The sequence below is a fragment of the Streptococcus parasanguinis genome (assembly GCF_964238605.1).
In the GTDB taxonomy this organism is placed as follows: domain Bacteria; phylum Bacillota; class Bacilli; order Lactobacillales; family Streptococcaceae; genus Streptococcus; species Streptococcus parasanguinis_AJ.
Map to the genome: position 1 here is coordinate 234,442 of NZ_CAXSMM010000001.1, position 21,994 is coordinate 256,435.

Genomic DNA, 21,994 nt, shown 5'->3' on the forward strand with positions numbered 1-21,994 from the left:
ACGCATTAGCATAAAAACTAAACAAGACTCTCGCAATTACTTCGAAAGTCTTGTCTTTTATTCTAAAACAATGCAATACGTAATAAACATCAGTGTCCATGATATACAAAATTAGCAAGGTTTGCTCATTAGTATCATTTTTATTTACTACTTAACTTCTTGATTCCTTACTAAGAGGTAGAGAGTTGCTCCAAGTGAGCATACAATTCCAATAATGTAAGTACAGAGTTGTAAATTGGAAACTCTCCCTAATATTGTTTCCGCAACGATATTATAAAATAAATAACTAGTCAATGGTTCCACTACTCTTTCTATGAATGGTTGTACCAAAATAGGAAATAGTATCAAAATAGCTAAACTCCCCATTGGACTTTTGAAAAAATAACTTAAGAAGTAAGAAATCAAAAAATATTGGATGGAGCCAATCAAATAGAAACTGAAAAGTTCTAAACTGACACCATTTTCGCTACTAAAAAAATGAAACCATATAAGCAGTACAATGAAATACATGGTTGATTGTAGTACTACATCACATAACTCTACGAACAGAATTCGAATTGAACTTAAAATCCTTTTTCCACTTACCAAATAAACTAGTTTTGTTTCGTGTGATTGTAACTCAACAAATGCATTAACACACCCAATACTAACAGAGAGCATTGAGGCAAAAACAAGAGCTTGCTTTATAGATAATTGTACAACAGTATCATTGATTGAAACTGGTAACACACCGAAGAGACACACAAAACCTATCAAAAGTGACTGTATGGCTATCTGGTACTTCACGGGTTTTAAACTATATTTTTTGACGATAAGACTGAAAAATACTTTTGCCATTCTTCCTCCCCATTCGAATCTTTTCTACAACCATTATGAATACCAAGAACAAGATCCCTTCTACTATTAAAAGTGTAAATCCATACAATTGGCTCGTTTGAGTCCCTTCAATTCGGCCAAAAGCAAATGACTTTGCTCCAATCAAAGGCAAGAGATTTTCTATTTTAGAGGAAATTCCTCTTAGAATACCTGATAAAGTGATTACCAATAATAAAACATCTGCAATTAATGAAGTCATTGATTTTTTCGTTACGATTACGAAAAGTAAAGCTAATAAAGTAAGAACGATTGCAAATATCATAACTCTTACCGTAACATCTAAAAACAAAGTCAATTCTAAATAATTCTTTAAAGTTGAATCTAGAAAAATGAGTAAGATAACAGCATTTACTATAGAAATTATTAAAGTAGAAAGTAACGATAGGACAATCGAACTTGCAATAAACCCAGTAAGACGAACTTTCCAGTTAGGAATCAATAACTGGCTAAAATAATCATCACCAAATTGATAATGGGTTGAATAAACAAGCGAAACAATAATTGGCAAGAAAATAACACTTGCTTGGTAGGGGGAGGATAAGAGGGCATCCCTGACTGTATAGACTGGATTCGATGATAACATAGACGGATCAAGGTTAACTGCTTGGCCATTTCCTTCCACTAAAGCATTTATCACCTGGATATTTTGAATTGAAAAAAATATGCTGACTCCCAAAATAAGAAAAAAAGTAAATTTAAAAGTAGGTAAACTACAATATTTATAAAGGTCACTAAAAAAGGAACGCTTCAACATATTATTCACCTTCTTTCCCTTCGAGTGCTTTAAAATATGCTTCCTCAAAAGAGCCAAACTGTTTCAAAATATCTTTTGTAGGAGCATCAATAACAATTTTGCCATTAGAAATACCAACCAAATGATCTACAGTTAATTCTAACTCACTCATATAATGACTTGTCATTAATACAGTTTTACCTTCATTGACAAAAGATTGTAAAAAATTACGTACCCAGCGAATTCCTTCTGGATCTAGTCCATTGATTGGTTCATCTAAAATTAAGATGTCAGGATTTGCTAATAAGGCTGTTGCTAAACCAAGACGTTGCTTCATTCCTAATGAATAGTCTTTTACTTTTTTATTTTTAGCTTCACTTAACCCCACCAACTCTAAACATTCCTTGCACCTATTTCTATCAACCCCACAAGCCAAGCCAATCCAACGAAGATGCTGAAATCCTGTTCTGGTTGGGTAAGGTTGGCAACTGTCAAGGAACGATCCAACAATACAAAAAGGATTATCTCCCAATTGAGAGTATTTTTTGCCATCGATCAACGTCATTCCCATTTGACTATTTTCTAATCCAAGTAAAATTCTGATTAAAGTTGATTTTCCAGATCCATTCGGTCCAATCAATCCAGTAATCTCACCTTTCTTAGCTTTGAAAGACACGTTTTGAAGGACAATTTTATTATTATATTCCTTATGTAGCTTTTGAATTGTTATCATTCATTCTTTTTCCCTTCTGACTTTTAGTGAAATTCCACCTTCACTTGGAGCAAGTATAACAGGAGAAAATCAGGAAATTCTCAGAATAATTATTTTTTTTATTTTCAACAAATTACATTCTATATTTGCTATAATATGCTCATATAATTGGAGGAACTATGAAGTATAAAATTTTAGCCATTGACGATGATGAAAAAATCTTACGATTAATAGGGAATGCATTAGAAGCAAACAACTTTCACGTGGAAACTCGTAAAAATATAGAGGAGATCAATATCTGTGACTTTACTGGATTTGATCTAATTTTACTTGACGTCATGATGCCTATTTCTGGTATAGAAATTTGTCGTTCCATTCGTTCACAAATTGCTACTCCAATCTTATTTCTAACCGCTAAAGATTTTGAAGAAGATTTATTAAAAGGAATACAAGCCGGAGCCGATGATTACATCACAAAACCATTCAGCATTAAAGAATTGATTGCAAGAATTCAAATGCATCTTCGGAGAGAAGAAAGATCTCACCCTGCCTCTAAAGAAGAAATGAATTCAGATATTACTTTTTATCGAGATCGTCAAGAAATTTATTATCAATCAAAGAGAATATCACTAACTAAGCGAGAGTTTGATTTACTTTATCTTTTAGCCAAAAATGAAAACCGAATATTTAGCATAGAAGAACTTTACAATTATCTTTATCCTGTAAGCTCTGATGCTCAACTACGGTCAATCACCGAATACATCTATCAAATTAGACAAAAATTTAAAACTCATCAAATTGATCCAATCAAAACAGTATGGGGAGGAGGATACAAATGGAAAAAGAATTGACGATCAAGCAACTCATTAAGCGTACCTACCTTAAAATCATTTGGCAATTTCTTCTATGTCTGATACTTTTTTACATACTCCCCGCTCTTCTATCTTCTGTATCTGGAATCAATGAGAAAAATGCCAATCGCTTTGCTTTATTTTTTAGCGTCAGTTCTTGGATTTATCTTTGCATCATTTTAATTGTTATCATTGTAATAAATATTAGACAGTTATTAACCAAGATTCAAAAAGAAATGAACATGGTTTATCATAGTGGTCTATATTTCACAAAAAATGAACATCACCATTTGCAGATTAAAGAATTTATTGAAACAAATGAACTGATCGAAAAAATGCAATCTGATATAAAAAATAGGATTGAACATGAAAAAGATCAAAAAAAAGAACTCATGTTTCAAGTATCTAGCGCTGCACATGATCTTCGAACTCCTCTAACTGTCATCAGAGGAAATGCTGAATTCTTACAATCTACCAAACAAACACCTCAAGTAATGGAATGTCTAAAAGATCTTGAGCAAGCTAGTATTCAATTAAACGATTATTTTAACCACTTCATCCAATACTCCAAAACCTTTTACGACCATGATATTCAACTTGAAAACATATCAATTAAACAAGTAACTTATCAATTACAGGAACATATCTCACCTTTACTCCCTAAAAATACACAATTTGTTTTTACAAACACAGTAACTCCATCAACACAAATTGCAATTCATTCCAATCTATTTTTCCGAGCAATCACAAATATCATTAATAATTCAATACAACATCAAAAAGAAAATGATGCACAAATCCAGCTAACAATTTCACAAGAAAATAGTCAATTAGTTCTAACTATATGGAATAACCAATCTAATTTTTCAAAAAATATATTACAGAATGCTGGAAATCTTTTCTATAAAGATGACCAAGCAAGAACACCCTCTCAAGAAAGTCACTATGGACTTGGTTTATCTTTCGTAAAACGCGTCATGAAACTTCATAATGGAACGATGCATTTAGAAAATATTCATAATGGTGCACAAGTCAAGCTAATTATTCCTATTATATAAAACAAGCCGAACTCATCAATATGTGTTCGACTCAGAAGGCAGACAAACGTCATTTTTGGTGTTTGTCTTTTTCATATATGACTTTCAGACATTACACAGAGGTTAGTCATCAAACTTTTCTTTCCTCTCCCCTAAGCGATATACAATCACTAGGGATACAAGAAGAACCAGAGTGGTGATGATTGATCCTTCTGCTCCAAATGCCCCTCCGGTCAACCAGACAGGTCCATCTCCCATGGTAAAACTAAAGATAGACGCATCTGCGCCTGTGCCACTGACTTGGAAACCAAGGAGATTTCCTTGTACATAGTTCCAAGTGCCGTGTTGGGCGACCACAAGCCAGATACTATCGGTATAGATAAAAAGCAGACCAGCTAGCACCCCATCAAGGATGATATTCAGAACGGATAAGAAGGTCACTCCTGCATTTCCCAGATGAAGAATGCCAAAGAGACTACTAGAAATCGCGATTGCTAAGGGAAGATTGGTTCTTGCAGCAATCCGAGTTAGGAGCCAACCCCGCGTCGCTACTTCTTCTGTACCACCTTGCAGAAGCCAAAATGGAAATAATCCTAGGATAAAAAGCAAGGGCTCTAAACTGAGCTCATTTAACACAAAAGACCCGATGCCACTTACTTGGTAGACAAGCGCGATCACTCCCATTTGAACAAGTGAAATCATGATCCCCCAGACTAGATACTTGAGCCAATTTCTTTTTACAAAGCCTAAGCTTGATAAAGCATTCTTCTCTATGACCTTCACCCAAAAAATAAAGAGAAATAGTATGATTACAAAACTGAAGAGCTCATAATAGAGAAGATAATGGTAGAAAAATTCTTGAATACTTGCTGTCCCATCTCCTGGCGAAAAGAACTCCACTAGAAAACCAATCACTAAGGAAAATGGCCCCACAAGTTCACTACCAATCCAAAGGCCTCCTTCTATAAAGAGAGATGCTAATAATACATAGAATAGTGTAGAAATAAGAACTGGCATAGATGTGTTTGTTTTTATATCCTGAATGATCTTTCCTTTCTTCATGATCAACCTCCATTTATCTAATAGGTCCATTGTAACAAAGAAAATCCAGAGCTGCAATATCAACCTATGTTAGATAATCTAACATCGAAACTCAATTTTCTTGCAGAAATGACTTTTTTCTGATATAATAGCTTCTGTAGAAAGACATAAGACCATTCATACTCGTTTTGGTATGAATGATTTGTTTTTTTAAGGCCATCCTTTGGTCAATGTGCTCATGGGTCAAATCCCCTAAGAGAAAAGAATTTAATGGAGACAGAAATGAAGAAAAAATTACTAGCATGTTTGCTTTTCTTATTTCCATTCATTGCATTCGCTGGTCATGCTCAGGCTGAAACGATCAAGGTCGTTTTCGACACAGCATATGCACCGTTTGAATTTAAGGATTCAGATCAAACCTATAAAGGAATTGACGTAGAGATCCTGGACAAGGTCGCTGAAATCAATGGCTGGGATTTGGACAAATCCTTCCCGGGATTTGATGCAGCGGTCAATGCAGTTCAAGCTGGTCAAGCAGATGCCATCATGGCCGGGATGACCAAAACAACAGAACGTGAAAAAGTCTTCACCATGTCTGATACTTACTATGATACAAAAGTTGTCATCGCGACTACGAAAGCCGATAAAATCACGAAGTACAGCCAATTAAAAGGGAAGACAGTCGGTGTTAAAAACGGAACTGCAGCCCAACGCTTCCTCGATAAAAACAAGGACAAGTACGGCTACAAGATCAAGACTTTTGATACCGGTGATCTCATGTATAACAGTTTATCAGCTGGTGCAGTGGATGCAGTCATGGATGACCAACCTGTTATTCAATACGCCATCCAAAAGGGTCAGGACCTAGCTATCAATATGGACGGGGAAGCAGTCGGTGGCTTTGCCTTTGGTGTTAAAAAAGGTGGAAATCATGAAAAGTTGATCACCGAATTTAACAAGGCCCTCGCTCAAATGAAAGCTGACGGAACACTTGATGAGATCATCAAGAAATGGACAGGTGAAAGCCAATCATCAAGTAACAGTGCCGTTCCAGAAACAACTACTCCTGCTGGTCAAAAAGCAACTCCTAAAAAATCAAAATATGTAATTTCAAGTGACTCATCTTTTGCACCATTTGTCTTCCAAAATGGAAAAAACAAATACACAGGGATCGATATGGACTTGATCAAGGCTATTGCCAAAGACCAAGGATTTACCATCGAGATTAATAATCCTGGATTTGACGCAGCGGTAAGTGATGTCCAATCCGGCCATGCGCAAGGAATGATCGCAGGGATGACCGTAACAGATGCTCGGAAAGAAACATTTGATTTTTCTGAACCATACTACACGGCCAATTCTATTCTAGCCGTTCAAGAAAGCAGCAAGATTGATTCATATGATGACCTAAAAGGAAAGACAGTCGGTGTTAAAAACGGTACTTCCTCACAAAACTTCCTTGAAAAAAACCAAAAGAAATATGGTTACAAGATCAAAACGTTCTCTGATGGAGCTTCTATGTATGATAGTTTGAATTCTGGTTCTGTTGCAGCGATTATGGATGACGAACCTGTTATCAAATACGCTATTAAACAAGGACGTAAATTCAAAACACCTATCGAAGGGACTCCAAGTGGTCAACTAGCATTTGCCGTTAAGAAGGGTGAAAATCCTGAATTGATCGAAATGTTCAATAACGGTCTTGCGAACTTGAAGAAAAGCGGTCAATACCAAAAGATTCTCGATAAATACCTTAAAGCAGATAGCAAATCAAGTACTTCAAGTACAACGGCAGATGAAACAACGATCTGGGGCTTACTTCAAAACAACTACAAACAATTGTTAAGTGGTTTGGGTGTGACTCTTGCCCTTGCACTTCTCTCTTTCGCCATTGCTATGGTGATCGGTGTTATCTTTGGGATGTTTAGTGTTAGTCCTTATAAGTGGCTCCGCTGGACAGCAGAAATCTTTGTCGATGTTATTCGTGGGATCCCACTCATGATCCTTGCCGCCTTCATCTTCTGGGGAATTCCAAACTTGATTGAATCGGTCACAGGTCACCAATCCCCAATCAACGACTTTGTCGCAGGTACCATCGCCCTCTCCCTCAATGCTGCTGCTTATATCGCAGAAATTGTCCGTGGGGGGATCCAAGCTGTACCGATTGGACAGATGGAAGCCAGCCGAAGCCTTGGAATCTCTTATGGCAAGACCATGCGCAAGATCATCTTGCCACAAGCAACCAAACTCATGCTTCCAAACTTTGTGAACCAATTCGTCATTGCCCTGAAAGATACGACTATTGTGTCTGCAATCGGATTGGTAGAACTCTTCCAAACTGGTAAGATCATCATTGCTCGAAACTACCAAAGTTTCAAGATGTATGCTATCCTTGCCGTCTTCTACCTCGTGATTATCACCTTGCTAACACGATTTGCAAAAAAATTAGAAAAGAAGGTTAACTAATGGCTAAATTAAAAATTGATGTCCATGACCTCCACAAATACTACGGTGAAAATGAGGTCTTAAAAGGAATCTCAACAAAATTCTACGAAGGGGATGTGGTCTGTATTATCGGGCCGTCCGGTTCTGGTAAATCGACCTTCCTTCGTAGTCTTAATCTCCTCGAAGAAGTGACAAAAGGTCAAATTACCGTAAATGGATATGATCTAACCGATCCAAAAACCAATGTTGATTTGGTCCGTGAAAATATCGGGATGGTTTTCCAACACTTCAACCTTTTCCCTCACATGAGCGTCCTTGAAAACATTATGTTTGCGCCAGTAGAGCACAAACTGATGACCCGTGAAGAAGCTCAAAAAGTCGGGATGGAATTGTTGGAAAAAGTTGGACTTGCAGATAAAGCCGATGCCAATCCAAATAGTCTTTCCGGTGGTCAAAAACAACGTGTGGCCATTGCCCGTGGACTCGCCATGAATCCAGATATTATGCTCTTTGACGAACCGACTTCTGCCCTTGACCCTGAGATGGTCGGAGATGTATTGAACGTTATGAAAGAGTTGGCAGAGCAAGGCATGACCATGATCATCGTTACCCACGAGATGGGATTCGCCCGCCAAGTAGCCAACCGCGTCATCTTCACCGCAGACGGTGAATTCCTCGAAGACGGCAAACCAGACCAAATCTTCGACAACCCACAACACCCACGTTTGAAAGAATTCTTGGATAAGGTTCTAAACGTTTAAAAAATAGTGGTTTTTGAAGCATCTAGCAATTTTGCTAGATGCTTTTTAGACCCAAAAAAGCATTTTCAAATCTGAAAATGCTTAGATTGAAGATAAAGACATATTAAAAACTTTCCTTAGGTGAGTACGGACGTCAGCGAACTTCTACGAAGTTCCATGACTTAGTTTTGAACCTAAAGTTTCAAAACTCCCGAGTGCTAGAAACTGATTTGTTTCTAGCACTTTTCTCACAGCGGAAAGTTTTAATGTTCTCTTAATTCGTTATACAAATTGAGTAGATATTTATTTCTTTGCAGAATCACTATACTTATTTTACATTAAAAATGGTTTGTTTACATTCTAACTAATCTGTTGCTGAGCTGTCTGCATCTTGTAGTAAACACCTTGCGCTTGCATTAGCTCTTCATGAGTGCCATGCTCAACTATATCACCATCCACCATGACAAGAATCATATCGGCATTTTGAATGGTCGACAAGCGGTGAGCAATGATAAAGCTGGTCCGTCCTTTCATTAGTTGATTAAAGGCATCTTGAATCAAGACCTCCGTCCGAGTATCGATGGAGGATGTCGCCTCATCCAAGATCAAAATCTTAGGAACTGAAAGGAAAACCCGCGCAATCGTTAAGAGTTGGCGTTGACCTTGAGACAAAGACTCTCCAGCATCTGAAAGATAGGTATCGTACCCTTGTGGCAACTGCCGGATAAAGAAATCTGCATTGGCTGCTTTGGCTGCTTCTATCACTTCTTCTCTGGTCGCATCTGGCCGAGAAAAAGCGATATTTTCATGAATCGTCCCAACCTTAAGCCAGGTTTCTTGTAGAACCATGCCAAACTGTTGGCGGTAGGAAGCACGGGTGTAGTCCGTAATCGGCACCCCATCGATTGTAATCATCCCAGAGTTCACAGGGTAGAAACGCATGAGCAGATTGATCAAGGTCGACTTCCCTGCTCCTGTAGGCCCTACAATCGCTACCTTACTAGCGGCTGGAACCTGAATGGTTAAATCTTTGATCAAGGTCCGTCCTAAATCATAGCCAAATGTGACGTGCTCAAAGCCAATCGCTCCTTTAACATTCTGCGTTTCCAAAAATTGATGACCGGTTTCCTCAATCTCATCTTGATCCAATACGCTGTACAAGCGCTCTGCGCAGGCGAGGGCACTTTGGAGTTCTGATAAGACAGAGGAAATATCATTAAATGGCTTGGTGTATTGGTTGACATAATTGAGGAAGGTCACTAATTGACCAACTGTGAAGTGAGAACCGGAAATGATTCGAACCGCACCAAATCCAGCCACCACTGCATAAATCAAGGCATTCACAAAGCGAGTCGCAGGATTGACAGTAGAAGAATAAAAGATAGCAGATTGGGAATACTTAGCGTAGGTTTCATTCGTCCCCTTAAAGGACTTACGGAATTGATCCTGAGCGTTAAAAGACTGGATCAAACTTTCTTGCGTCAAAGACTCTTCGATCAACTGAGTTTGGAGGCCACGCGCCTTGGTCTGCTCTTGGAAAAGCGTATAAGAACGCTTGGCAATAAAACGAGCAATCAAAAGAGACAAAGGAGTCAAGACCAGAACCGCTACCATCATAAAAAAATCCAGCTCTGCCATGGTTACAATGGTCACAAGAATGGTTAAGAGCCCAACAAAGAACTGGTTGAAGACCATGAGAAGCCCGCTATTGAGTTGCTCCACATCGGTCGTGAGACGACTGACAAAGTCTCCGCTCCCTTGTTTATCTAGATAAGACAAGGGCAAGCGGTGTACTTTTTCCATCACTTCTGCTCTCAGGCTTTGGCTATACCGATAGACCAATTGATTGTAGACAAGAGGATTGATCCATTGGATCAGGGTATTGGCCACAATGACCAGAACCATTTTGATCAAAACAGGCCATAAGACTGTCATCCCTTGAGGATTGATGACTAAATCAACCGCATGTCCGATCAGGATCGGTAACCAGACCGTTAAGGCCACTTGAACGATGGTTCCAAGACTAGCTAGGATCAGGAGCCCGGGATGGTGAGCAAAATCTCTAAACAGTCGTTTTAAATAACTAGAACGTTTTTGACTCATGCTTCCTCCCTCCCGTGTTGTGAATAATGAATTTCTTGATAAATCTCATTGGTAGACAAAAGGAAATCATGATTCCCCAGTCCTACTTGATGACCCTTGTTCAAGACCAAAATCTGATCAGCAGACTTGAGACTATTGGTTCGTTGTGATACTAAGATCAAACTCGTATCACTCAATTCTTCTTTAATCGATTTTAAGAGACGAGCTTCCGTCAAATAATCCAAGGCAGAAGTTGAATCATCCAAAATCAAGAAAGGAGCCTTCTTCAAAAGGGCACGCGCAATTGTCAACCGCTGGCGTTGGCCGCCTGAAAAATTTCGACCAAAGGCTTCCACTGGCTCATCGAGTTGTCCTTCTTTTTCACGGACAAAATCAGCCGCCTGAGCTGTTTCTAGCGCCCACCACAAATCTTCATCCGATAGATTTTCTTCCATTCCAAGTAAGAGATTCGAGCGGATGGTTCCTCTAAAGAGCTCTGCCTTCTGTGGGACAACAGCTACCCACTCCCGCCACTCCTTGAGAGTTTTAGGAGAGTGACCTTGATGATAGAGGGCTAATTTCCCTTGACTCACGGCATACAAATGACTCAATAACTGAACCAGGGTAGACTTCCCAGATCCTGTACCACCGATAATTCCCAACATCTGTCCATGATCCAGATCAAAGGAAATATCTTCTAGAGCTGGGCTTGAAGCCGTTGGATAAGTGAAAGTAACTTTCTGTGCGCTGATCGCTTCTTGCTCTCTTGCAGTTTCTTCTGGCAGAGCTTCTAAGAGGTCTTCTTCCTTCAAATCAAAAATCTCTTGAACACGCTTAGCTGAAATATAGCTGACATTTAAAGACGTGACCAGCATCGCCAGTTTGATCAATTCTGTTAAAATTTGTAATAAATAATTGACCAAAGCGACCAACATCCCTTGGGTTAAAAGACCAGCAGAGATATTCAATTGTCCTTGCCAAATGACACAAACCAAGGTCGTATTGACCACAAGGAAGGTCAAGGGGCTCACCAAACTAGACCAGATACCAGCGCGAATTTGCCAGATCTTGTAGCCCTGATTGACCTCTCTAAAATCCTCTAATTCACTAGCATCTTGTCCAAAGGCTCGAATCACCCGCATCCCTTGAAATTGCTGACGCGTCACCGTAACCATCCGGTCTGTGATTTTCCGAATCTTAGCAAAGAGCGGATTGACAAGCCGTGACATGATCACAATAATCAGGGTTAAAATCGCCACCATCCCCAAGAACCAAAGGGTTAGTTTAGGACTGATGGTGAAAGCCATGATGATAGAACCAAAGACAATAATCGGTGCTCTCAAAAAGAGGCGCAAGAATTGGTTGATCCCAACCTGAATTTGATAGGTATCAGAAGTGAGACGGGTTACCAAACTAGAAGTCCCGATCCTATCGCGCTTGTCCTTTGGAAGTGATAAGATCTTCTCATACAAATCCTTGGTCATCTCGCGGGTAAAGCCGACAGCTGCTTTAGAAGAAAAATACTGGGCCGTAATAGCTACGACGACACCAAAGCTCGCAAATAAAAACAAAACACCGACCGTCATCACCACTGCGCTCGTTTCCTTTTTCGGAATGACCTGATCGACTAAGTGGGCGATGATTAAGGGGACACACAATTCAAAAATAGCTTCTAAAAGCTTAAACACGGGCCCTAGAAAAGTTTCCCATAGATAGCCCTTAAAATACTTCAATAATGATTTCATACAACTCGATTCTTTTTAAATAGGATATACCTATTTTACCACAATTATAACTGACAAAAAAACTCTCCCTGCCAAGCAGAGAGTATGAGAACGTAGACAAACTGCTCTTTTATACAAATTAATTAACTTCTATAAAGATAAAATAATTTTATTTGTTAGAGCTATTCAATCATCTACTGAAACTTTCCGCTGTGAGAAAAGTGCTAGAAACACTATTGTTTCTAGCACTCGGAATTATTGAGACCTTAGGCTCAATAATTAGTCATGGAACTTCATAGAAGTTCGCTGACGTCCGTCCTCGCCTAAGGAAAGTTTCTAAGATGACTTTGTCTTCAATCTTACTATTCCTACATAGCATAGAAGGATTGTTCAGTTTTTCTGCTATTTAAATCTTGTTAGACTCAAGAACCCTATAAGTTTTATTCAGTCTTTGTCACATCGCTTAAGGTCTTGCCCATTCTCCCTAAACCAATCAGTAAGAGAGGGAAAGATAGGAATGTTATAAGGCCTAGCACAAGAAAGACTGCTACAAATCCACAAGTATCGATCAACCAACCAGTCAGTGGGAAAATCACGATCATAGATAAACTAAACATCATTGAATTGATACTCAGCATAGTTGCTCGTACACTGGATGGCAGATAAGCTTGTAAATCATTGTAGTAGATAGGTTGATAAACGGCATAAAGGGCATTGGTCAAGAGATAGACACTCAGATAGGCAAATGGAGTCTTTAAACCTACCAAAAGCAAGGTCAACCCTGTCAGTGCAACCAGAATCGGAAAGACTTGATTACTATTCCATTTTTTCCCGATTTGACTAGCCAAATAAACCGCTAGGAGATTGAATCCACTACCAATTAACATGATGAGCGAAACTTGCCAACTAGCTAAGTCACTAATTTTCTGTTGGTAGTAAAAATAAAACATACACATGATGGTCCCTACCAACTGATAGGTGAGCATCCAGTAAAACAAGACTGGTTTTTCCTGCCATTCTTGTTTCACTACCTCCAATATCCGCTTTAAGGTCAAATGATTTCTTTCATCACTCTTGCTCTCTGGCTCTTTCATCAGAAAGATCAAAAGAATGGAAAGCAAGGAAAGCCCAATAGCAATATAATAGGTCCAAGCCAATGCTCCGTGAATAAAGAAGCCTGCCACAACTGTACCTAACGTTCGGGTGACTTCGGCCACACCAGACAAGAAGCTAGAAATCTGAAGATAACGGTCTTTTTGACCTGCTTCCACCGCTGAATCAAATAAGAAAGCGGTACTGGTCCCCGAGTCAAAATTATAAGACCAAGCATTGACCATCATGGCAATGGCATAGATCCAAAAATTCCCCTGACCAAATAAAATCAAGATAGAAGATCCAATACTGGACAAGCGAGCCAAATAGAGATTGGTCTTGTAGCTAAAGCGATCAGCTAACATACCAGATGGGATCTCACACAAGAGACTCGTCCCATGAAAGATACTCTCTAATAAACCAATCTGAAGCAAAGAAAGACCATTTTGAATAAAAAAGAGAATCCAAAAACTGGTAATTCCAAAATAAGATGTAAATTCCAAACCTGCTAGGAGTGAAATATTGCGTTTGTAAGTTCTTTTAAACATTGTTTTTCCTCTTTCAATAGATTATATGAGTGTTTCTAAAAGACTTACTTAGATTTGCCTACATCTTCTCCACCTCCTTCATTTTTCTTGATTCATTTCTTGACGCAGCTGGGCCACTTGATTAGACAAGGACACCAACAATTCGGTTTGCAACCTTTGAATCTCTAGTAGATCCGTCTGATCTTGTTGCACCATATGGTCAATCTTTGTATGGAGCAAACGAATTTCTCGTTCCGATTCCATATTGACGTTAAAGTCATTTCGTGCTTGCAGGCGATCATAATCTGCCGCACGATTTTGACCCATCATGATTAAAGGAGCTTGAATCGCCGCAATCGTAGAAAGTGCTAGATTCAGCAAGATGAAAGGATAAGGGTCAAAATTCCAGCCAAAGGGATGCAAGACATTAATCAACATCCAGATAGCCATCATCAGGATAAAACTAATGATAAAAGTCCATGACCCACCAAAGCGTGCAACCGAATCCGCTACCCGCTGACCGAAGGTATAGCTGGCTGTCAAGCGGTCTTCAACGTTAAAGGGGCGCTCGCTTTCGGGCATGACACCTGTCACCTGCTGTTTAATGGCTTCGTTTTTATCATTGGCACGCTCAATAATCTGTCCAAGATAATCCATACAATACTGGCTCAAATTTTTATACGTGATAAAATCATCCATTTGACTTTCCGGGTAGGAGGTCTTGAGCATCTGTTGAATGCTATGGTCTAGATCTGCGATCAAAGACCCCTGACCATCCTCGTATTCTTTCCCATCAATGATATCTATTTTCAGCATTGAAATTCCTTTCATAGTTTTTAGGAGCAGATATAAAAGTTAAAAACGCCTAATGGCGTTTTTACGTCTATTAAGGTTTGATACGATGCAACATACGTGGGAACGGAATGGCTTCACGGATGTGTTTAGTACCAGCTGCGAAGGTTACCATACGCTCGATACCGATACCAAATCCACCGTGTGGGACTGTACCGTATTTACGAAGATCAAGGTAGAATTCATACTCTGTAAGATCCATGCCAAGAGATTCCATCTTCGCAACAAGGGCGTCGTAGTCTTCCTCACGCATAGATCCACCGATGATTTCCCCGTAGCCTTCTGGTGCGAGCAAATCTGCACAAAGCACGCGGTCTGGATTACCAGGAACTGGCTTCATGTAGAAGGCTTTGATATCTGATGGATAGTTGATCACGAAGGTTGGTACACCAAAGTGGTTTGAAATCCATGTTTCATGTGGTGAACCGAAGTCATCTCCATGTTCCAAATGCTCGTAATCAGCATCTTCATCGTTTTCATGCTCTTGCAAGAGATCAATCGCTTCATCGTAAGTGATGCGTTTGAATGGTTCAGCAATGTAGCGTTTCAAGAGCTCCGTATCACGCTCCAATGTTTCCAAGGCTTGAGGAGCACGGTCCAAGACACCTTGAAGAAGAGCCTTGACATAAGCTTCCTGCAAATCAAGTGACTCATCGTGTGTCAAGTAAGAGTACTCAGCGTCCATCATCCAGAACTCAGTCAAGTGACGACGAGTTTTTGATTTTTCAGCACGGAATACTGGACCAAAGTCAAAGACGCGACCAAGTGCCATAGCACCTGCTTCCAGATAAAGCTGACCTGATTGACTCAAATAGGCTGGTGTTCCAAAGTAGTCTGTTTCGAAAAGTTCTGTAGAATCTTCTGCAGCATTTCCTGAAAGAATTGGGCTATCAAACTTCATGAAGCCATTCTTATCAAAGAACTCATAAGTTGCATAGATAATGGCATTACGGATTTGCATAACGGCAACTTGTTTGCGTGAACGCAACCACAAGTGGCGGTTGTCCATCAAGAAGTCTGTCCCGTGTTCTTTAGGAGTGATTGGGTAATCTTGAGATTCACCGATCACTTCGATGTCTGTAATATCCAATTCGTAACCAAATTTAGAACGCTCGTCTTCTTTGACAATACCAGTCACAAACACTGATGTTTCTTGGCTCAAGCGTTTGATGGTATCAAATTTTTCAAGCCCCACTTCTTCGCCGAATTTTTCGATAAAGTTTGGTTTAAAAGCCACACCTTGGAAAAAGGCAGTCCCGTCACGCAATTGCAAGAAAGCAATTTTTCCTTTACCTGATTTGTTGGCCACCCAAGCACCGATGGTCACTTCTTGACCAACATAGTCTTTTACTTCGATGATAGTAATCCGTTTTGTCATCATTCATCTTCCTTTTCTCGTTAAACTTGTCCGAAGACATTATCTTCTTAATTGTATCATAAAAAGGCTTTCAGTGCTAGGCTCTACCTGTGAAAACCAGATTTTTTTTAAAGAAAAAGATCCTCAGCTCATTACTAAGGATCTTGCGATTTTATTTTTCCATAAAGGCCTTGAGTCGGCGAACAGCCTCTTTCAGGGTGTCCAAATCTGTCGCATAAGACAAGCGAATATTTTCAGGGGCACCAAAGCCAGCTCCCGTTACTAAAGCAACCTCTGCTTCTTCTAAAATTGCAGTGGTAAATTCCGTCACATCCGTATAGCCCTTCATCTCCATGGCCTTCTTGACATTTGGGAAGAGATAGAAGGCTCCTTGAGGTTTGATGGCTTCAAAACCAGGTACTTCATTCAACAAAGGATAAATAGTATTCAAGCGTTCCTCAAAAGCTTGACGCATGATCTCAATAGAAGATTGGTCTCCTGTGAGGGCTTCGATTGCGGCATATTGGGAAACGGTTGTTAAGTTGGAAGTTGTTTGGCTGATCACCTTGGCCATAGCTCCGATAATCTCAGAATCTCCTACAGCAAAACCAACCCGCCAACCAGTCATAGCATAGGTTTTAGAAACTCCGTTAATCACGATGGTTTGCTTGCGAATCGCTTCTGATAAGCTAGAAATGGGCGTAAAGGTATTGCCATTGTAGACTAATCGCCCATAGATATCGTCTGCCAAAATCAAGATATCATGCTCGACAGCCCAGTTTCCGATTGCTTCGAGTTCTTCTTTACTGTAGATCATTCCTGTTGGATTGGATGGCGAATTCAGCAAGACAACCTTGGTCTTGTCTGTCCGTGCTGCTTCCAATTGCTCTACCGTTGCCTTGAAGTGATTTTCTTCTGTTGTTTGGAAAGTAACAGGTGTGCCTTCTACCATCTTCACCTGGTCTACATAAGAAACCCAGCAAGGGGTTGGAATGATGACTTCATCACCTGGATTGATGACAGAAGTAAAGAAGGCATAGATGATAAACTTAGCACCAGTACCGACCACAACCTCATTTCGATTCACTGCATAGCCATAAAACTCTTTCATGTAGTCGCTAATGGCATCCTTCAATTCTGGAAGTCCAGATGCTACCGTATAAAAGCTAGCGCGACCATCCTCGATCGATGCGACTGCTGCTTCTTGAATATTTTTTGGAGTCGCAAAGTCAGGTTGACCCAGGGTCAAACTTAAGATATCACGACCTTCTGCTGCCAAAGCTTTGGCACGCGCATTTGCAGCCAAGGTCACACTTTCTTCCATTTCCAATACACGATTTGATAATTTCATATTTCCTCCTCAAATCTTAAAAAACACCGGTGACTTTTCCAGTCTTGAAATCCACCACATAATAAGAGCTCCCAGCCTTAACTTCCCAGATCGGTTTGCCTTTAAAGCGTCCAAAAGTGACACGATCAATCGCGTCCTGACTCTTCTCTTTGACGACGGAAGCTGCCTCTTTGGAGCTAACTCCTTCTTTCAAAGGGTAGGTATAGACTGCTTCATCCGCCTGCGCCACCAAAACCGCTAGATCTTGCCCCTCTTGGTCCTTGCCAATAAAGGAAAGATAGGCTTCTCTGCCATGAAAGAAACTCTCCGTCTCAATGGTCGCAATCGAAGAGTGAGACAGAGCTATTTTTCTTGCTTGTGCCATTTGATCCTGCAAGCGATCAGAAGTTTTTTCAGCAAGAAATAGCCAAGAAAAAAGCACCGTAAGAACTAAGACACAGATTCCTATTATATGTTGCCATATGATAAAAAGATAATTTTTCTGTTTCACTCCCTCATTATACACCAAAGCTACATAGAATTCTATAGATTTTCAAGAAAGAATTGTTACTAATATTTCATACCTGTTACAATGTTTTAGTATAAAATTGTTTGATAAACAAACTAAAATTAACACCTTGTATATTTTATGTTCATAGTTCAATAAATTTGTCACAATTTTGTAACTAATTTGAAAATAAAATTAAACGACAGAAACACTATTTATTGATAAAATATAGATATGGAAAATTTAAAGAGATTATTCAAAGAAGCAAACGTAGATTTAAAAACCATGATCGTCTTCCACAAGGCGGAACGATTGATCCGTGCATCTGAGGCTCATATCTTTAAAAAGCACCAGTTGACACCAACTCAATTCTCTGTCCTTGAGACCTTGTATAGCAAAGGCGATCTTCGCATTCAAGATCTGATCGATAGCATTCTTGCGACCTCTGGAAATATGACTGTGGTTATTCGCAATATGGTCCGCGATGGTTGGATTACACGCGAAACCGATCCAGAAGACCGCCGTGCATATGTTGTATCTATTACAGATGCCGGTCGTAAAAAGATCGAAGAAGCTCTTCCAGATCATATTAAAAATATTCAACGCTTGATGCAAGTCTTTAATAGCGGCGAGCAAGCTGAGTTAACAGAACTCTTGAAGAAATTCAAACATATCGCCTAAGCCTACTGCTCAAGACGATTCTGACTCCAAAATCCTCTATTTTGGAGTTTTCATCGTGCATTCTCTTTATCTAACAGATCAAAAAAATATTCCTGACGCTTCTCAGGAATATTTTTATTTATTCTTTCACAAAGATCCATTCTTTCTCTTGCGATAAATCCTCACGATAAGAAAAACCTGCTACTTCTAGTGATTTCAGATCTTCTAGATGGGTGATTTCTTCCTTCATCATGGCTGTCACCATAGCCCCACGTGCTTTCTTTGAAATCGTTGAGTGAATCTTTAGTGTCCCACCACGATTCTCCATAAATTTGATCCGAATCATTCGCTCACGAATGGCTTTTGAAAAGACCTGTTCAAACTCAGAAGACAAAAGGGATAAGATCTGCTCCTCACCTTCTACTGCCTGATCATAGTCCTCTTTCCAGAATGCCTTTAGAGATTTTCCAGCTGGTTTTAGCTTCATCATAAAATCCAAGCGATGGGGCGCAATCCCTTCATAGGCAGGTAGCACACCGTATAAAGCAGTCGTGATCAACAAATGTTCCTGAAGATAAGCCTGCTCTTTTTCAGATAAGTCTTGACGCTCGATACTACGGTACATAAGGCCATCAAACAGTTCCAAAGCAGGATAGGTTTTAGCACTCCCAGCTAACAGAGCTTCAATTCTTTCCTTTTCTACTAGGGCTCTTTCTTCTGAGATCCCGTAAAAGGTCGCTAATTCTTCTAGCGAGAATGCCTTCAAAGCTTGGAGGATGGTTTTTGTGTTCTCTGACAAGGGTTGGGGCTCGAAGATACGAGCCTGTTCGTTCAGTTCTTTAGCGGATGGAATTAATAGTTTCATAGTTCTATTGTACCATAATTTTCAAATTTTCTTGACAGGAGTTTTTATTAATGTTATTATCTAGTTATGAAAACTAGATTAAAGAAAGGTGAAGATTTAGTGTCCACTTTTTCCTATCCAACGTGGGAGCAACTGCCTGAGCTAGACCTCTATCTCGATCAGGTCCTACTTTATGTCAATAAAACCTGTGCACCTGTTCTCTCTTCTTCAGACAAGGGCTTGACGGCTGCCATGATCAACAATTACGTAAAACATGGCTATGTCGAAAAACCAGATAAGAAGAAATACCAGCGTAGACAGGTGGCTCGCTTAATCGCTATTACAACCTTAAAAACGGTCTTTTCTATTCAGGAGATCGCTTCTACCTTAAATTTCTTGCAGGACCAGGCGAGTTCAGATCTTCTCTATAATAGCTTTGTCGCTTATCTCAATGAGCAAAAAGAGCCGATCGCTCCCATCATTCGCTCTGCCTGTCAGACGGTTCAACTTTATCTTGAAACCCTATCTTATATTCAACCAGTAAAAACGGAGGAAGAAACTGATGAATTACACCATGAAACTAAGTAAAAAATTATCCTTTGGAGAAGAGATCGCTAATAGCGTAACCCATGCTGTTGGCGCCCTCCTCATGTTGATCTTGCTTCCGATCTCAGCAGTCTATAGCTTTGAGCAACACGGTCTGCTCAGTGCTTTTGGGACTTCTATCTTTGTGATCAGTCTCTTTTTGATGTTTCTGTCTTCGACCGTCTACCATGCCATGTCTTACGATTCACCTCAAAAGTATGTGCTTCGTATTATCGACCATTCCATGATCTACATTGCGATCGCAGGTAGTTACACACCCGTTGTCCTTACCTTGATGAACAACTGGATGGGCTACAGCATTATCTTGATCCAATGGGGGACCACCATCTTTGGTATTCTCTATAAAATCTTTGCCAAAAAAGTCAATGAAAAGTTCAGTCTCGCTCTTTACTTGATCATGGGCTGGTTGGTCATCTTTATTATTCCCCAAATCGTTAGCCAAACCAATCCGATCTTCTGGGGTCTCATGCTCATGGGAGGACTTTGCTACACGGTTGGAGCTGGCTTTTATGCTAAGAAAAAACCATACTTCCACATGATTTGGCACCTCTTCATACTGGCAGCTTCTGCTCTTCAGTATTTAGCCATCGTTTACTTTATGTAATACGCTCACCACTCTTATGAGTGGTTTTTTTGTGATTTTTTCTGTACAATAGTAAAAAACTGTATGGGGACAGGCGGAATGAAGACGAGCAAATACCAACAAATTATCGATTTCTTAAAAGAAGCCATTCAAGATGGAGAACTAGAAACTGGACAGAAAATTCCTTCTGTTCGTCAATTAGCCAGTCAATTTTCTTGTAGTAAGGACACAGTGCAACGGGCCTTGCTGGACTTGACTTACCAGCACTTCCTCTATGCTAAGCCTCAAAGTGGCTACTATGTTTTGGAGCAAGAACCTAATCGACATGAGGATCTTCCACTAAAATTAGAGAAAGACCGCAACCAGGCTTTCGAGGACTTTCGGACCTGTATCAATGAAACCTTGATTGGACGGGAGAATTATCTCTTTAATAACTTTTCGGACCAAGCAGGCTTACTCGAAGTACGCCAATCCATTCAAGGCTTATTGAAGGAAGAAGGTATTTATTCGACTGCAGATCAGATTGTTTTGACTGCTGGTACTCAACAGGCGCTTAATATCCTCAGCCAGATTGACTTTCCCAATAAAAAATCGCAGATCTTGATCGAGCAACCGACTTATCACCGGATGAACCAACTCTTAGATTCACAGCAACTTGCCTACCGTACCATTCAACGTAATTTAACGGGGATTGATCTTGAGGAGCTTGAAGAGATTTTCAAAAGTGGCCATATCAAATTCTTCTACACGATCCCTCGTTTTCACTATCCGCTCGGTCATAGCTATTCGACCAAGCAGAAAGAAGCGATCTTGCAACTAGCTGACCAATATGATGTCTACCTTGTTGAGGACGACTATTTGGGAGATCTTGATGGCAGCAATGCTCCATCTTTTCATTATTTGGATCAAAAGGACCGAGTCATCTATATCAAATCTTTTTCGACCAATCTCTTTTCTGCTCTTCGCATCACTTCCATGATTCTTCCCCAAGACCTTCTAAAGCCAGTCTTGACCTATAAGACGATTCTGGACTATGATAGCAATCTGATCATGCAAAAGGCTTTGAGTCTCTACATTGATAACGGTATGTATCTGACCAATAAAAAGCGACTCTTAGCCAGAAAAAAAGAAGAAGAAGCCAGTCTAAAGACCTTGATGGCCCAGTCTCCTCTTCTTCCTCATCTGACCCTGACCCACGATGGGATCCTTTTAGAACTCAGCCAAGTTCAATCCCTTGCTGCCTTAAAACACAGTGGACTTCCGCTTGATTTCTTTGAAGCAGCCTACATCGCTTCTTGTCCTTATCAACTCGCCAAGATCAAATCGGCAGATGTGACCAATGTTTTACCAAAGCTTACGCCTTTTTTTGAAAGAGAAACCCTCATATAGACTAT

Annotated in this window: 20 protein-coding genes; 8 read left to right on the forward strand and 12 right to left on the reverse strand. The window is 39.9% G+C overall.

Features of this window, described 5'->3' with window-relative positions:
* Positions 1-147: 147 nt before the first annotated feature.
* From ACESR9_RS01185 to ACESR9_RS01195, 3 genes are read right to left on the reverse strand one after another with little or no spacing between them, the layout of a single operon-like run.
* Complete coding sequence (locus ACESR9_RS01185) at positions 148-837, reverse strand: hypothetical protein (protein WP_373105067.1); 690 nt, start codon at positions 835-837, stop codon at positions 148-150.
* A complete protein-coding gene (locus ACESR9_RS01190) occupies positions 797-1,630 on the reverse strand; it encodes a hypothetical protein (RefSeq protein WP_373105069.1) in 834 nt (277 codons plus the stop codon). Before ACESR9_RS01190 ends, ACESR9_RS01185 begins: the two co-directional genes overlap by 41 nt.
* Position 1,631: 1 nt before the next feature.
* Positions 1,632-2,342, reverse strand: coding sequence for an ABC transporter ATP-binding protein (locus ACESR9_RS01195; RefSeq protein ID WP_373105071.1), 711 nt, complete (start codon positions 2,340-2,342; stop codon positions 1,632-1,634).
* Between the two features lie 158 nt (positions 2,343-2,500).
* Here ACESR9_RS01195 and ACESR9_RS01200 point away from each other — a divergent pair, with 158 nt between their 5' ends.
* Positions 2,501-3,172 carry a response regulator transcription factor gene (locus ACESR9_RS01200; RefSeq protein WP_373105073.1) on the forward strand — a complete coding sequence of 224 codons (672 nt, stop codon included), beginning with the start codon at positions 2,501-2,503 and terminating at the stop codon, positions 3,170-3,172.
* Positions 3,157-4,230: a sensor histidine kinase gene (locus tag ACESR9_RS01205; RefSeq protein ID WP_049496329.1), complete on the forward strand. Its 1,074-nt coding sequence runs from the start codon at positions 3,157-3,159 to the stop codon at positions 4,228-4,230. Before ACESR9_RS01200 ends, ACESR9_RS01205 begins: the two co-directional genes overlap by 16 nt.
* A gap of 102 nt (positions 4,231-4,332) precedes the next feature.
* On the opposite strand, the gene ACESR9_RS01210 is transcribed toward ACESR9_RS01205, so the two are convergent.
* Complete coding sequence (locus ACESR9_RS01210; RefSeq protein WP_373105075.1) at positions 4,333-5,271, reverse strand: CPBP family intramembrane glutamic endopeptidase; 939 nt, start codon at positions 5,269-5,271, stop codon at positions 4,333-4,335.
* 261 nt (positions 5,272-5,532) lie between these two features.
* Here ACESR9_RS01210 and ACESR9_RS01215 point away from each other — a divergent pair, with 261 nt between their 5' ends.
* Positions 5,533-7,716 carry an amino acid ABC transporter substrate-binding protein/permease gene (locus ACESR9_RS01215; protein WP_373105076.1) on the forward strand — a complete coding sequence of 728 codons (2,184 nt, stop codon included), beginning with the start codon at positions 5,533-5,535 and terminating at the stop codon, positions 7,714-7,716.
* Positions 7,716-8,456 carry an amino acid ABC transporter ATP-binding protein gene (locus tag ACESR9_RS01220; RefSeq protein ID WP_003007564.1) on the forward strand — a complete coding sequence of 247 codons (741 nt, stop codon included), beginning with the start codon at positions 7,716-7,718 and terminating at the stop codon, positions 8,454-8,456. The genes ACESR9_RS01215 and ACESR9_RS01220 overlap by 1 nt, the downstream gene beginning before the upstream one ends.
* Before the next feature lie 339 nt (positions 8,457-8,795).
* Here ACESR9_RS01220 and ACESR9_RS01225 read toward each other — a convergent pair whose 3' ends face one another.
* From ACESR9_RS01225 to ACESR9_RS01255, 7 genes are all read right to left on the reverse strand, one after another.
* Positions 8,796-10,538, reverse strand: a complete 1,743-nt coding sequence (locus ACESR9_RS01225) for an ABC transporter ATP-binding protein (RefSeq protein ID WP_373105078.1) — start codon at positions 10,536-10,538, stop codon at positions 8,796-8,798.
* On the reverse strand, positions 10,535-12,262 hold the full coding sequence (locus tag ACESR9_RS01230) for an ABC transporter ATP-binding protein (RefSeq protein WP_373105080.1): 1,728 nt from the start codon (positions 12,260-12,262) through the stop codon (positions 10,535-10,537). The genes ACESR9_RS01225 and ACESR9_RS01230 overlap by 4 nt, the downstream gene beginning before the upstream one ends.
* Positions 12,263-12,681: 419 nt before the next feature.
* On the reverse strand, positions 12,682-13,881 hold the full coding sequence (locus ACESR9_RS01235) for an MFS transporter (protein ID WP_373105081.1): 1,200 nt from the start codon (positions 13,879-13,881) through the stop codon (positions 12,682-12,684).
* A gap of 78 nt (positions 13,882-13,959) precedes the next feature.
* Positions 13,960-14,676 carry a DUF1003 domain-containing protein gene (locus ACESR9_RS01240; protein WP_373105082.1) on the reverse strand — a complete coding sequence of 239 codons (717 nt, stop codon included), beginning with the start codon at positions 14,674-14,676 and terminating at the stop codon, positions 13,960-13,962.
* A gap of 70 nt (positions 14,677-14,746) precedes the next feature.
* Positions 14,747-16,093: an asparagine--tRNA ligase gene (asnS, locus tag ACESR9_RS01245; RefSeq protein WP_021153339.1), complete on the reverse strand. Its 1,347-nt coding sequence runs from the start codon at positions 16,091-16,093 to the stop codon at positions 14,747-14,749.
* A gap of 148 nt (positions 16,094-16,241) precedes the next feature.
* Entirely contained in the window at positions 16,242-17,420 is a 1,179-nt protein-coding gene (locus ACESR9_RS01250) for a pyridoxal phosphate-dependent aminotransferase (protein ID WP_003007583.1), read from the reverse strand.
* Positions 17,421-17,436: 16 nt separating this feature from the next.
* The gene (locus tag ACESR9_RS01255) at positions 17,437-17,784 is read right to left on the reverse strand and encodes a cell wall elongation regulator TseB-like domain-containing protein (protein ID WP_230514274.1); all 348 of its coding nucleotides are present in this window, start codon (positions 17,782-17,784) and stop codon (positions 17,437-17,439) included.
* A 357-nt stretch (positions 17,785-18,141) separates the two neighbouring features.
* Between ACESR9_RS01255 and ACESR9_RS01260 the strand changes: the two genes are divergently transcribed.
* Complete coding sequence (locus tag ACESR9_RS01260; protein WP_049514775.1) at positions 18,142-18,588, forward strand: MarR family winged helix-turn-helix transcriptional regulator; 447 nt, start codon at positions 18,142-18,144, stop codon at positions 18,586-18,588.
* 118 nt (positions 18,589-18,706) lie between these two features.
* On the opposite strand, the gene yaaA is transcribed toward ACESR9_RS01260, so the two are convergent.
* Positions 18,707-19,432 carry a peroxide stress protein YaaA gene (gene yaaA, locus ACESR9_RS01265; RefSeq protein WP_373105087.1) on the reverse strand — a complete coding sequence of 242 codons (726 nt, stop codon included), beginning with the start codon at positions 19,430-19,432 and terminating at the stop codon, positions 18,707-18,709.
* Positions 19,433-19,498: 66 nt separating this feature from the next.
* Here yaaA and ACESR9_RS01270 point away from each other — a divergent pair, with 66 nt between their 5' ends.
* The 3 genes from ACESR9_RS01270 to ACESR9_RS01280 all read left to right on the forward strand — a co-directional run bounded on the left by ACESR9_RS01270 (position 19,499) and on the right by ACESR9_RS01280 (position 21,989).
* Positions 19,499-19,999 carry a DUF1836 domain-containing protein gene (locus ACESR9_RS01270; RefSeq protein WP_013903686.1) on the forward strand — a complete coding sequence of 167 codons (501 nt, stop codon included), beginning with the start codon at positions 19,499-19,501 and terminating at the stop codon, positions 19,997-19,999.
* Entirely contained in the window at positions 19,974-20,621 is a 648-nt protein-coding gene (gene trhA / locus ACESR9_RS01275; RefSeq protein WP_003011253.1) for a PAQR family membrane homeostasis protein TrhA, read from the forward strand. Before ACESR9_RS01270 ends, trhA begins: the two co-directional genes overlap by 26 nt.
* Positions 20,622-20,684: 63 nt before the next feature.
* Entirely contained in the window at positions 20,685-21,989 is a 1,305-nt protein-coding gene (locus ACESR9_RS01280) for an aminotransferase-like domain-containing protein (RefSeq protein WP_373105089.1), read from the forward strand.
* The last annotated feature ends 5 nt before the right edge of the window (positions 21,990-21,994 follow it).